Genomic DNA, 13381 nt, shown 5'->3' on the forward strand with positions numbered 1-13381 from the left:
AGAAAATCAATCAGGAATTCATCTTTAGCGAGATTTTTCGGATCTGCATATCGAGTTCCTCAGCTGAGATTTTGATTTTTCCTATCAAGAACTCTTTTTCCTCTTCATTCAAATGATGTTTTTGGTCAATAAGATCTGAAATGGCCAAAATTCTAGCCAAAGGGGCTCTCACAAGATGGGATTGATCTGAGGCAAGTTCGATCAGCTGTTGGTTTTTGGCTTCCAGTTTTTGTAAGGCCAATTCTTCTTTGGTTATGTTCTGGACGGCTGCAATAAAGTTTTTTTCCTTGTCAGGAACTTGGATTCCGTATAAATTGAAAAAGAGCAAATTTCCGTTTTTAGCTAAAAAGGGTAGATAAAAAATAAAGCTCTTTGTTGATGGTGAAGATTTGATTTTCTGAAAGTCCTTAACTGAAGTTTCAATAAGCTGATCAGGAATAAAGTGGAAAATAGGTTTTCCCAATAAATCATGGGCGAAATACCCGGTAGCTTTTTCAAAGTTGGAGGTGACTTCCAAAAACTTAAAATCTCCATCGAGTCGGATTAGACCTAAATCAGGGTTTGAAAAAAGGAGTTCCATTTCTTGATTCCGAAGATTGACGGCTCTGTACAATCTTCGAATGAGAAAATAAAGTATTAGGGAAGTTGCAATCACATAAAATGATCCCTTGTAAAGCTGAAATCTAGAAAGCTGTTTGATATCATTGCTGAATAGGAGGTCGGTAATTCGATCACTTAGAAAGATCCAACCTAATCCCAGAATCAGGTAGGCGATTGTAATGGAACCGGGTCTATTTAGGCTAAAAAACTTCATCATTAATTTCAATTTAATAAAAACCATCTTCAAGCCAAACCCAGAGTAAAATATAGTTGAATAAAATCAAGAAAATACTTGGTCTAAATACAGGAGTAGGCTTCAATCAATGGATTTTAACTTAAGGTCTCTTAGCAATAATAAGCCGGTAAGATTTCCCTCTGAGAGAGTCGGGGATGGATAAAAATACGGAATACATACCGGCGTTTTCAATTTAATTTTCTCAAAAAAGTCCAATGCAATGGAAGTTGCCTATAATTCACCCGTAAATTCAACCTAGGCTATATCAATCCATCATCCCTTTTCCTGCCATGATTTTTGAAACACACTTTTCGATTCGGCTCAGGCGGGTTGCGGATTGCTTTGCCCCGCTGAAGTGGATCAAATAGCCACGCTGTCTTCCAGGTGTAAGCGCAAAAAATGCCTTTTCCAAGCCTTCCACTTCGGAAAATTTCTGTTGTAACTCTATCGGGAGGTCCTTTGCTGAAGGCTGCGTTTTCTCAAGCTTTTTACCGGATTTCTCGACTTCAATAGCTTGCCGGATAAAAGCCTTGAGTTCGGACTCCAGTTTTTCTACCTGTTCCAGTTGGGTAAATCGGATGATTCTTCCCTCGTAGGAATTGGGGCCGGGAAGTTGTAAGATGCTTTTTGGGTCGGACATCAGACTTCCTTTAAGGAAACTGATCACGCAGGAATCATTGAATACACCCAGCATCAGGACATTTTTTCCATTTAAAGTGTAAGTGGGTACTCCCCATTTCCGTTCTTCGGCTAGCTCTGTTTCCAAAAGGAATTGCCTCAGCTGTTCCAAAATGGGTGTCCATCGATGGACCTTGCAAGAGGGAGTGCCGCCTTTTTCGCAGCGCATACAGCCTTCGAGAAGAAATTGGTCGATTTGGGGATTCATTGTGTTAATAGTTCAGGGTTCATGGTTCAGAGTACAATCAAGTGGTGACTAACGGGAAACTTTGAACTTCGAACTTCGAACAATTTTCCAATAACCCAATAACCAAAGAATCTCTTATTCCTCCCGAAACTCCAAAATATCCCCCGGCTGACAGTCCAAAGCTTGACAGATGGCTTCCAGAGTGCTGAATCGGATGGCTTTGGCTTTTCCGGTTTTCAGGATTGAAAGGTTGGAGAGGGTAATGTCCACCTTTTCGGAAAGCTCATTGAGGGACATTTTCCTTTTGGCCATCATAACATCTAAATTGACGATTATCGGCATGGCTTAGATGGTTAGGGATTGTTCCTCTTTCAGTTTGGTGCCTTCTGTAAAGGCTTGCGCAATCAGCACCAGGAATATGGAGATGATCAAATAGTTCCAGTTGAAGTCCAGATTTGAATTCAAAGAGAAGGAAAATGATTCTTCCAGTTGGGAATTCATTTCATTAAAGACCAGCCATTGAAAACCATATTCCATCAGACTATAGCCTATGGCTAAGTAGGAAATCACACGGAGAAGGGCAGCATTTTGAGCAATAAAGAAATTACCGTTGTCGCAGTTTTTTAGGAAAAGGATCACGAGAACAATCGCTCCAACCAACAATCCAAAAGATAGAATGAAGTAGAATTTCCAAATGTGGAGAGCGCTTTCAATGCTAGAAAAATCAGTTTTAATATAAAGATAGCTATCTGATTCAGGCATGGAATAGAAGTCGCCTTGGATAGGGACAGGATAATCAGTTTCCGGGATTTCAACATTAGCCAAGAAAGAATCAGGGATGTATTTCTTTTGGATTTTAAGAAAGTAGCCGTCGACCAGGACTTGCCCATCTTTGACTCTGAGGTAATATTCTGCCTCCAAGTTCATTGGTAATTTAAATTTGCCGGTAGTACTTTTCGAAGTGACTCCCGCCAAATCTCCATTCTCGATTTTTTGGGCTTGGAAATCAGTTTTTATCAAAATTATTCCAAACAAACCGAAAGCTATTGCGCTCAGCCCCAAGCTGATATAGGTAATCCAAAGTAATATTCTGGTTATTTTCATTGGTTGCTTTTTTCTGGGTGGGTTAAATAATTTATTAGACGGTTAGCTCATTTTCAGACTGGATTTCCAAGCCTTTTTTAAATACCTGAGCGATCACAAAAATGATCGAGCCCATCAGTAAGTAGGCATAATTGTCATTCCACCAGTTTTGAAGTTGGTTAAGCTCAAAGCCCTTGGCATCAAGTATTTCAGAATATTGAAAAGCAACTGTTCCAAGTATTCCAATGGTCAAGATCAAATAGCTAATCTTTGAAATAAGAGAGGCAATTTCTTGACTGAATGGTTTGACCAAATTGAGTCTATTGAAGATTTTTAGCGTGTAATAAAATGCAAAGGCCTTTAAAACAGGAATTGATAGAGTTAGCATGTAAAGAATTACAAAATCTATTTTGGTCAGACTGAACAATTGTGCCATATCAATTCCCAAAATCATTTCTCTTGAATTTTCAGGATCGATCACGTGGTAAACAGAAAAGAAAATCAGTCCGGCAGCTTGTACACAGAGCGCACAGAAAACAACAGTCGAGATAACTTGGATGAGCCAGAGAAGGGTATTTGTAGTTTTTTTCATTCGAAAGGCGATTAGACGGTTAGCTCATTTTCAGACTGGATTTCCAGCCCCTTTTTGAAAACCTGAGCGATCACAAAGACCACTGCTGCCATCATCAGAAAGGCCGAATAGTCGTCCCAGTATTCATAGGCATTTTCAACGGGGTAGCCCTGCTTGGTAAGTTCTTCAGTAACTCCCATGGCAATAGCTCCTAGGATTCCAACCAAAAGAATGTAGTAACTGATTTTGGTAATCAGCTTTGACATCTCTAGGCTGAAAGGTTTATGCAAATTCAGGTACTGGCAAATCAAAGTGATCAGGTAAAAGGAGTAGGCCTTCAATCCACTTATACCAATCGCCAAACCAAACAGCAATCCAAAATAGCCTTCACTTTGAGAAAAGAGTTCTGTCAAGTCCAGGAGTAGGTACTGATTTTCCGGGGGAAATACCCGGAATTGCATAAAGGCATAATTGAACATCAGAGCTCCAGTCTGATAACAAAGCGCAATGAAGATGATCCAAGAGATCACATGAAGAAACTTGATGACAAGATCGGTTTTGGAGGACATGGACAGAGGGGGTTAGACGGTTAATTCATTCTCAGCTTGCAATTCCACTCCCCGCTTGAAGACCTGACTGACTGCCACCAAGATTGCGGCCATTAAAAGGAATTCATAAGCTCCGCCCATTAAAGAATAGACCTGATCGAGTTCGTATCCTTTTTTCGCAAGCCATTTGAAGCAGGCAGAGGCAAAAATGATCCCTACCCCAATTTGGAATGCAGTGTAGCTGACAGCTGATATCAGCTTGGAGATTTCCTGACTGAAGGGGTGAACCAGATTGATCTTCAGAAAAATCCGGATCATTTGGTAAAACAGGTAAGCCTTTAATCCCAGAATAAACAAGACAAAAGAAATCACTCCTGCATAGTACCAGGGATTGGCCTCCTTGAGGGAATACAAATTGAGCCCATCGAAGAGATTCTGGGCGACGATTGGATTAAACCAGCTGTAAATGAAAGTGAATAAAACGGCGCCTGCCTGAATACAAAGTCCGATAAAGATGGACCAAATGACGACGGTGATCAGCATCAGCGAGGGCTGATTCACCCATTTTTCTTTCCATTGGGATTTGAGAGAGTTCATAGATGTAAGGATTAGACTTTCCAAAAGTCAGTAAAAATTTATTGAAAAACAATAAATAATAATTGAAAAAAAATATTTCTGAAAATCAGTATTTATTTGCTCCCTGAAATAGGATTGGTTGTTTTGGCAAAGTCTTTTAATGATAATGGAAGAAGTCTTACAATGGAAATGAATAAAATGGAGTCGCTAAAAACTTTCTACCCTAAAAAATGGGGGACTTAATTGATCGGATCTTCGATAAACCGTCAGTTATCCTTTTTACTTGAGAAGACTTGCCAAGAATTCGGATGCACTTAAAACCGGAAGAGCTGAGTTTTTATAGTCTATTTTGTTTCTGGTTAAAATGAGATCGCAATTGGACTGAAGTGCGCAGAAATATTGGACAGCATCTTCAAAATCTTTAAAAAATGAAAATAGGCTCTTATCTATAGTTTCCTGATTGGCTTCTGCTACCTGACATAGAATGGAAAATTTTTGAAGCTTAAGAAGAGCTGATTCTTTGGTTTCAAATTTTGACAGAACGTATTCAGTCGTTGTGAAAGAAATGGGAGAGGTGAATAAAGAAATCTCCTTTCGGTCCGCCAATGATACTATCTTGGCGATAGGCTCATAGAATGGATGTCTTTCAGCGAGGAGATCCAGAATGATATTTGTATCGAGAAAGATCCTCCTCATCGGTATTTTTCCTCTAAGTAATCCCGATAATCCTTCTTGTAGTCATATTCAGCCGGAATCGTATTTCCATCAGTAAGACTTTTTACAAATGGTGTAATGGAGATTTCGTCCGTTTCTGTGGATTTGGAGGTGAGCGAGTTTAGATAGTTTTCTACCAATTTGGAAAGACTCACCTGCTGATCAGATGCATAGGCTTTTGCCTTTTCAATGACAGTTTTATCTAGTTTGAGGGTGAGCTTGGTATCCATGGTCAGGGAATTTATACGTATAAAGATAAATAGTTTTGGACGTACAAAAAGTTCTCAATGAGCTATTTTTATGTCAATCGATTGAAAATCAAAGTTATTTTTGAAAAAATACCGCTAATCCATCTTTCCCCGCTACAGCGATATCCAGCTTGCCGTCTCGGTTCAGGTCTTTCACTTCAAAGTAAATCCCCGAACCTTTTCCTTCTCCAAAGGGTCCATAGCTGATGACGTTTTTGACAAAGGACTTCCCATCCCATTTGAAATAATAAAGTCCGACTTCATCCTTACCACCCGGATCTTTTCCATTGTGCGCCCGATACCTTTTTCCGGTTACTAGTTCGTTTTTACCATCTCCATCAAGGTCCACCCATTCCATTGTATGGTATTGGGAATGATAGGGGTCGATGTCATGCTTTTGGAAATCAATCCTTCCATCTCGATCGATCTGTTCCATCCAATACAAGCCGTAATCATGCCCATGCCCCAAGATCAGATCATTTTTTCCGTCTCCATTCAAGTCGGTCACGATGATTGGAATGCTCAGGTCTTTAAATCCGTCCATCGGATGAAAAATCCACTCTCCGTGCCTCAGGTCGGCCGGAGCCTCGTACCAACCCATGGAGCTGATCAAATCCCCCCAGCCATCTCCGTTGATGTCGCCAAATCCCATTCCATGGCCTTGGGTTTCGAATACTTGGTACTTTTCAAACTGATTCGGGCCCACCCATTTATAAAAGGCTAAGGGTTTTCGAGGAGTATTGGGTACGATTTCCAAAGTGCCGTCTCCATCCAAATCCCAAGCCCGGATAGTTTCTATATTTCCCGTTTCTGCTATCAGATGCTCTTTCCATTCTCCATTACCTCCTGGATTTTCCTTCCAGATCAATTTCCCTTCAAACCATCCCCCAGTGATAAAATCCATTTTCCCATCCCCGTTCACATCCATAGGGATGGTCGCAAAATCCTCGTAGTATTCTCCAAAGCGCTTGACTTGTCCAATAAGCTGTCGGTCCAAAAACTCAGGCCCCCTGTACCAATAGCTCCCCGATACCAAATCCAAATAGCCATCCCCATCCACATCGAACGCTCCTGCTGATTCATAGCTTTCAAAAGCGATGAGCTGCTTTTCGAACCGAAGGTTTTTGGATTGGGCGAATGAAACCGATGAGAAAGCGAATAATGCGAGAGTTAGAAAGGGTTTCATTGGTTTACGATTTTAGATATACGAGATGATCATGCCTGAAATAATGCCATGGCCAAAAGAGAACTTTACCACCTTCCAACTTTACCACTTTTCCAACTCAAAAATCTTCCAATTTTCAAATTTTCCAATCTTTGAATCCCCCTACTTCTCCATCGGATGCATTTGCAGCAACTCCGCAGGACTCCAGAAGCCCTCTTTATCCTTTACCTCATCACGGACTTTCTTAACCAAATCGGGAGAAATGGGTGAAGCTTGGTTGCCAAATGAATTCCTGACATAGGTCAAGACGGCAGCGATTTCTGTGTCATTGAGCATTCCTTCGTATGGAGTCATGGGTACTTGTCCAGGATATTCTCTTCCAGCCACTTCGATGGGTCCGAGTAGTCCTTTCAGTACCACTTTGATTAATCTTTCCGGACTTCCTGTCACCCAAGGAGTGCCTCGAAGTGGAGGAAATTGGGAGGCAGTCAATCCACCACCATCCAATTGATGACAGGTAGCACAGAATCCTTCCCGAGCGTAGATTTCCTTGCCCAAAACAAAAAGCTCACGATCTGATCCACTCAGGGAGGTTTTGATGTCTTCTTCCTTCTTTTCAGCCACAGAAAGTCCGTTCAAGTGGGCCACGGCCGTTTCCAAGGTTCGAGGGATCCAGATTTGATCCTTGTCCTGCTTTTCAGCTTCTGCCAATATCGGCAATCCTTTATCCTGAGGAAGCCAGGAAGCAGCTGCTATCGCTTCGATTCTGACTCGGCCGTGGGGATCTTTGACCGCAGCCATCAGAAGGTCTGCTTGATCGGGTACCTGATACCCGGTGTATCGGACCACTCGGGTGGCTGCAGCGCGGACGCGATAATCGGATGACTTCATCAATTCTCTCAAGAGGTCCTGATTGACCTGATTGATTCCCCAAGTCACCCAAAGCGCTTCCAGTCTGTGATGCTCGTAGCGAGGATCATTTTTATCAAGATTAGCGACCCAGGATTTAACCGCTTCAGAAACTTCCTGTGCATCTTTTCCTCTCAATTCTCTGCGGGTTCTATATCGGGTTCGGTATTCCGGAAGTTTGAGATTTTCCAACAATTCCGGGATACTTGCCCCGTCGATTTTGGCAGGGGTGACCAAAGGTCGGGATGGATAGGTCAGTCGATAAATTCTACCATGTACATGATCCCTAAGTGGATCCCGGGCATTGTGCTGCATGTGGCCAATAAGGATATTGTGCCAATCTACGATATACAAAGAGCCATCAGGTGCTATCTCCATATCCACCGGGCGGAAGTTCCGATCGGTAGATTTGATCAGATCCTGTCTCCATTGAGAAGTGAATCCTACTGTGTCCTCGATCATCCGATGCTGCTTGGTTCCCAAAAACCCAATCGTGTTGTTAATAATCAGGTCTCCTTGAATGTCCTCCGGAAAATGTCTGCTGGAAAGAAACTCCAAGCCGGAAGTAGGTCTTACCATGTGGTCTTTTTCAATCAGGTTTGGACCTTTGAAATTGGAATTGCCATAGCGAGGCAAAGTGGACCCGGGAAGCATCCAGTTCACATTTGGCCCGGAGGTTTCCGCATAGAAGTTTTGACCCCAGTCATCAAAGGCAATTCCCCAAGGGTTTGGAATGCTGACCTGATTGACTCGCTCCAATTTATGACGTTTGGGTTCGTAGCGGTAAAAGCCCCCATTGGTAGCGCGGACTGGACCATAGGAGGTTTCGACATTGGTATGCAAAAAGACCCCTTCTGCCATGTAGATCGCTCCACTTTCGTCAGTGGTGAAGGCCGAAATCGCATGATGGGTGTCGTGGTCGTCAAAACCGGAAAGAAGAATAGTCTTTTTGTCCGCTTTGTCATCTTCATTGGTATCTTCCAATAGGATCAAGTTTGGGCTCTGGGACACATAAACTCCCTCTGCCGCAAGTTCAAAACCTACAGGTATGTGAAGATTATCCGCAAAAGTGGTTTGTTTATCCGCTTTCCCATCTCCGTCCGTGTCTTCCAAAATGATCAACTTGTCCTTTGGCCGAGGATCTCCGGGCTTGTAGTGCGGATAGCTGGGCATGGTGGCTACCCAAAGTCTTCCTTTGTTATCAAAGGAAAGCTGAACAGGATTGGCCAAGTCTGGGAATTCCTGCTCTGAGGCGAAAAGTTCGATTTTGTAGCCTTCGGGGACTTGGATGGTTTTTAGTGCATCATCTCCGTATTTGTATTCCAAGCTGCCGTTGGCTTGGGGATTGTAATTGGTTTCTACTTCGGGCAAGCTTCTGGTCTTGGCATCAGCTGAGGCGAGGTCCTTGATTCTGCCTTGATTGGCTTCCCAGATCGCGGTATCCCGAATAGCAGTCATTTGCCGGATTTTCTCGATTTCGAAAGGGTAGTTGTCCGGTCCAAAAGGATCGTAGCGACGGCCATAGACATGGACTCCGTTTGGAATTTTATAGTCATTGTGCCAAAGCCAGTTTTTTTCCATTACAGCTTTATGGATCATTTCACGGTTGGCTTCCGCTTTTATTTCAGTTTTTCCAAAAAGCTTATCAGCTAAAAACTCACCAAAAAGTTGGTATCCTCTCTCATTTAATTGGGATCCATCAAGGGTCAGAGGCTGATCTTCGTAATCATACCATTTCTGACTGGCAGAAAAGGCGTCCACAAAAACCAACTCATGCTTTTGAGCTACTTCTTTCATCGCCTTGGAATAGGCTTGAAGGAGTTCGTTTTGGGCTTTTCCATTCGGAACATCCAGAGTTTCGCTTAGGTCCTCCATGGCAATAGGAGAAACCAAGGCCAGCTGGGGAGAGGATTTGCCGTTGTATTGCTGAGACTTGGAGTGAATGACCCAGGCTTCCAATTCATCTTTGAAGTTTTGCAACTTTTCTTTCCCTTGGAAAGACTCATTAAATCCAAAGAAACCGATCACTATATCAGCTTGGAGGCGAGAAAGCCATTGGTCTGGCTTCTCCAGGAAGCCCTCACTGTTAGAATAAGTGCCAAACTCATCCTGAAACTCCTCTGCGCCGGGGAAAGCCCAAGGGTCATTGGATGCAGAGCGGGGTCGGAATCCTGGGGTATCGCCGGGATCAGCCAGATTTCGGATAAATAAAGTACTATCCGGATACCTAAGGTGCATTTCTGTCTCAAACCACCCAAACTCCATCATTCGAGAAGCCAGATTGTTTCCTACAAGAGTGATTCGTGAGTTTTTTCTTACTGATAGAGTAGGGTCTGGGGTACATCCATTTAGAAATAGGATCAAAAGTCCCATAGTTGCAGCAAGAATCCAGTGCGGGTTTTTTCTCATTAGAAGAGGATTTCGATTGGATAAGTATAGTCAGATTATATCCAATTTTCAATAAAAGAATGATGATTGGAACAATAATGCCTACTCAAATTCGATGAATAATTTTTTGCCGGAATGGCTGTAAAATTTATCTAAAGTCAATCCTGCTCTATCCTATTTTTTCTTTTCAAATCTCCGCCTTTGAACAGGCCTATTCTGGTGATTCAAAATGGGTGGTGTCCTGCTGTGTCCTGTGTGTTAAGTCCTGATTTTCTATGTTTTATGCAGGATTCAGCAGGATAGGATTGCTGGGGTAAAAATCAAAATTCACTTCTACAATCTATCTCTCATCAATAAACCCGACCGTATGAATAACCATTATCTATCCAAGGTAAGGTTCCGAATTTTGGGATTTTTACTGCTCTTTGTATGCATGAGTTTGCAGTCTTTGGCACAGACTCAGACGATTCGTGGAGTGGTCCTTTCGGAGCCTGACAAAGAGCCCGTGCCAGGGGCATTAGTTCTAATAAAAGGTACCCAAAAAGGGACAGTCACCGACATTGACGGTTCCTACTCAATTGAGGCTACTCCAGGAGAAATTCTCGTAGTCAGCTTTGTAGGGTACACTACTCAAGAAGTAGCTGTAGTCGCAGGACAAACCACCGTAAACATCAATCTGCCGCTTTCCACCTCAGACCTGTCAGAAGTAGTAGTAGTGGGCTATGGTAGTCAGATCAAAAAAGAAGTGACAGGTGCTATCCAGTCTATCGGGGGTGAACAGCTCCGAGACATGCCCGTGTCCACGGTAGCTCAAAAACTTCAAGGCAGGCTTGCCGGAGTACAAATCAATCAAACTACCGGACAACCAGGACGAGGAATGCAGGTTCGTATTCGCGGACAGCTTTCAGTGACAGGGGGTAGCGATCCACTGTATGTTGTGGATGGTTTTCCTATTACGGGAGATATCAATGCGATCAACCCCGATGAAATAGAAGATATCACGGTGCTCAAGGATGCAGCTTCGACCTCACTTTATGGTTCGCGTGCTGCTAATGGGGTCGTTTTGATCACTACCAAAAAAGGCAAGGCAGGGCAGACTAATGTCAACCTTAACGTATTTACAGGCTTCCAGAATGTGCCAATGGAGGGAAGATTGGAAATGATGAATGCGGAAGAATTTGCCCAGTTTAAGAAGGAGTACTTTGAAGATGCAGGTCAAGCTGTACCTGTTGAATTCCAAAATCCTGCAGAATACCGGGATAAAAACAACGATTGGTATGATGCTTTGCTTCAGACAGCGCCGATTTCTTCCTACAACCTGACCGTGACATCAAATACAGACCGGATGAATACAGCGGTGGTTTTGGGAGTTTTTGACCAAACAGGGGTTGTCATTAATACTGATTTTCAGCGGTATTCATTACGTCTGAATACAGACTATAAGCTTTCAGACAAAGTAAACCTCGGTCTTAATGTGGCTCCTAACTATGTCTATGACAATACGCCAAGGACAGACGGTACAAGGGGCACAGGTATTCTTTTCAATGCATTGCATACTTGGCCGGTCATGCCGATCTATGATGAGGAAGGTGAGCTGACATTTTTTAATCGATTCCCGGGCAACACGGGTAACATTTTTGCCTATCCCAACTGGGTTCGTTCAGCTCAAGAGATTATCAATGAGACCACTAGGCTGAATGTATTGGCCAATACCTACTTGGAATGGAAGCCTATCAAGGGATTGTCATTGAAGACAACTTTCAATACGGAAATAAATACCTCCAAATTCTTCACTTTCAACCCCTCTACAGCTACATCGGCAATTAATGTGGCCATTCCTACAGTGGCTGTTTCGGTGAGAGAAAATGCAAATAACCTCTCGTGGCTCAATGAAAATATCGCGACTTATAGAACTTCAATCAATGACCATAACCTGGAGTTTCTTGCCGGTCTGGCCAATCAGCGATTCCGAAGTGATTTTACGCGAATTCAGGCAGATACTTATGCAGACGATCGTCTTCCTACTATTCAGGGAGCAATCAATATCAATCGTGGGGGCACAAGAAATGATGTGCAGGAATGGTCTTTGACCTCGGTTTTCTCCAGATTCACTTACAACTACAAAGGAAAATACCTCTTTACAGCAGCGGTGAGGGGAGATGGATCTTCCCGATTTGGCTCTAATAATCGATGGGGGGTATTCCCATCCACTTCTGCAGGATGGGTGCTTTCCGACGAGGATTTTCTTGCCAATAACAAGACTCTTTCATTTGCCAAGTTGAGAGCGAGTTTTGGTGTCACAGGAAATAACAACATCGGTAACTTTACTCAATATGCTTTGGTGAACAACACCGTAAACGTGGCCTTTGGAAACAATGTCATCCCTGGTGCCGCTGTGACTACCTTGGACAATCCCAATTTGGGTTGGGAGACTACGGCCCAGTTTGATATCGGATTTGATTTAGGGTTTTTGGATGATAGGATTTCATTCACCTATGACTACTTCGTGAAAAATACCACCAACCTGCTTTTCGCTGTTCAAATTCCTCAGGAATCTGGTTTCACCAATTTCAATGACAACATCGGGGAGATCAAGTTTTGGGGACATGAATTTGCCGTGAATGCAACCCCAACCACCGGTGCACTGAGGTGGACGATCAATGCCAATATATTTTTCAACAGAAATAAGGTAATCTCTTTGGCAGACGGAATTGACAGGGTATTTGGTAGTTTTCACATCACTCAGGTTGGACAGCCCTTTGCCCAATTTTATGGGCTAAACAAATTGGGTAACTATCAGAATGCCGAGGATTTGGCCAACTCTCCCATCATTCCGGGAAGATCCACCGTAGGAAGTATCAAGCTTGAAGATGTCAATGGGGATGGTGTAATCACTTTTGGCGGAAATAATGACGACAGAACGATCATCGGTAATCCATTCCCTGACTTTGTCTATGGTATCACCAATAACCTAAACTGGAAAAATTGGGACTTCAGCATCATCGGTTCAGGCTCTCACGGCAATGAATTGTATATGCGACACCTTTTCTCCACAGCTAATTTGGATGGGGTGTTCAATATGGTAAGAAGAGCTGGGGATAGATTCCGGTCTCCGTCAAATCCAGGTGAAGGTATCTTCGGCACAACAGTCGGAGGTGGGGTAGTGACAGGAGTTGAGCGGGATTGGCCAAACAGTAATTTCGTCTGGGATGCCTCCTTCTTTACCATCCGAAATATCACCATGGGCTACACATTCACAAAGCTACCAAAGGCCATCAAGTCAGCCAGAATCTATGCTTCTGCACAGAATGTCTTCGTGTTTACCAAATACTGGGGTGGATCTAATCCTGAAGTAAGTATGCAAAACAACGGTCAGGGTGATGGAGGTAATCTCAGCCCTGGAGTGGATTTGGCTCCATATCCTGTACCTCGTACGATTACTTTCGGTGCCAATATTAATTTCTGATAAGGATCCATGT

At 43.1% G+C, this 13381-nt stretch carries 12 protein-coding genes; 1 reads left to right on the plus strand and 11 read right to left on the minus strand.

The window, feature by feature from the left end; genetic code table 11:
• Positions 1-10: 10 nt before the first annotated feature.
• From AAA938_RS15280 to AAA938_RS15330, 11 genes are all read right to left on the minus strand, one after another.
• Positions 11-817, minus strand: coding sequence for a PAS domain S-box protein (locus tag AAA938_RS15280; protein ID WP_338229614.1), 807 nt, complete (start codon positions 815-817; stop codon positions 11-13).
• Between the two features lie 283 nt (positions 818-1100).
• Complete coding sequence (locus AAA938_RS15285; protein WP_338229615.1) at positions 1101-1721, minus strand: YdeI/OmpD-associated family protein; 621 nt, start codon at positions 1719-1721, stop codon at positions 1101-1103.
• A gap of 114 nt (positions 1722-1835) precedes the next feature.
• Positions 1836-2042 (minus strand): helix-turn-helix domain-containing protein, encoded by a 207-nt coding sequence (locus AAA938_RS15290; protein WP_338224975.1) that lies wholly within the window; start codon positions 2040-2042, stop codon positions 1836-1838.
• A gap of 3 nt (positions 2043-2045) precedes the next feature.
• Entirely contained in the window at positions 2046-2804 is a 759-nt protein-coding gene (locus AAA938_RS15295; RefSeq protein ID WP_338229616.1) for a DUF2975 domain-containing protein, read from the minus strand.
• A 34-nt stretch (positions 2805-2838) separates the two neighbouring features.
• Positions 2839-3375: a DUF2975 domain-containing protein gene (locus AAA938_RS15300; protein WP_338229617.1), complete on the minus strand. Its 537-nt coding sequence runs from the start codon at positions 3373-3375 to the stop codon at positions 2839-2841.
• Positions 3376-3386: 11 nt separating this feature from the next.
• Positions 3387-3923 (minus strand): DUF2975 domain-containing protein, encoded by a 537-nt coding sequence (locus AAA938_RS15305; protein ID WP_338229618.1) that lies wholly within the window; start codon positions 3921-3923, stop codon positions 3387-3389.
• A 12-nt stretch (positions 3924-3935) separates the two neighbouring features.
• On the minus strand, positions 3936-4499 hold the full coding sequence (locus AAA938_RS15310) for a DUF2975 domain-containing protein (protein WP_338229619.1): 564 nt from the start codon (positions 4497-4499) through the stop codon (positions 3936-3938).
• A gap of 258 nt (positions 4500-4757) precedes the next feature.
• Positions 4758-5174, minus strand: a complete 417-nt coding sequence (locus AAA938_RS15315; RefSeq protein ID WP_338229620.1) for a type II toxin-antitoxin system VapC family toxin — start codon at positions 5172-5174, stop codon at positions 4758-4760.
• Entirely contained in the window at positions 5171-5422 is a 252-nt protein-coding gene (locus tag AAA938_RS15320; protein WP_338229621.1) for a DUF6364 family protein, read from the minus strand. Before AAA938_RS15320 ends, AAA938_RS15315 begins: the two co-directional genes overlap by 4 nt.
• 94 nt (positions 5423-5516) lie before the next feature.
• On the minus strand, positions 5517-6626 hold the full coding sequence (locus AAA938_RS15325; RefSeq protein ID WP_338229622.1) for an FG-GAP repeat domain-containing protein: 1110 nt from the start codon (positions 6624-6626) through the stop codon (positions 5517-5519).
• A gap of 141 nt (positions 6627-6767) precedes the next feature.
• Positions 6768-9887, minus strand: coding sequence for a PVC-type heme-binding CxxCH protein (locus tag AAA938_RS15330; RefSeq protein WP_338229644.1), 3120 nt, complete (start codon positions 9885-9887; stop codon positions 6768-6770).
• A 382-nt stretch (positions 9888-10269) separates the two neighbouring features.
• Between AAA938_RS15330 and AAA938_RS15335 the strand changes: the two genes are divergently transcribed.
• Positions 10270-13368 (plus strand): SusC/RagA family TonB-linked outer membrane protein, encoded by a 3099-nt coding sequence (locus AAA938_RS15335; protein ID WP_338229623.1) that lies wholly within the window; start codon positions 10270-10272, stop codon positions 13366-13368.
• Positions 13369-13381 lie beyond the last annotated feature (13 nt).

This window comes from Algoriphagus taiwanensis (genome assembly GCF_036245645.1).
In the GTDB taxonomy this organism is placed as follows: domain Bacteria; phylum Bacteroidota; class Bacteroidia; order Cytophagales; family Cyclobacteriaceae; genus Algoriphagus; species Algoriphagus taiwanensis.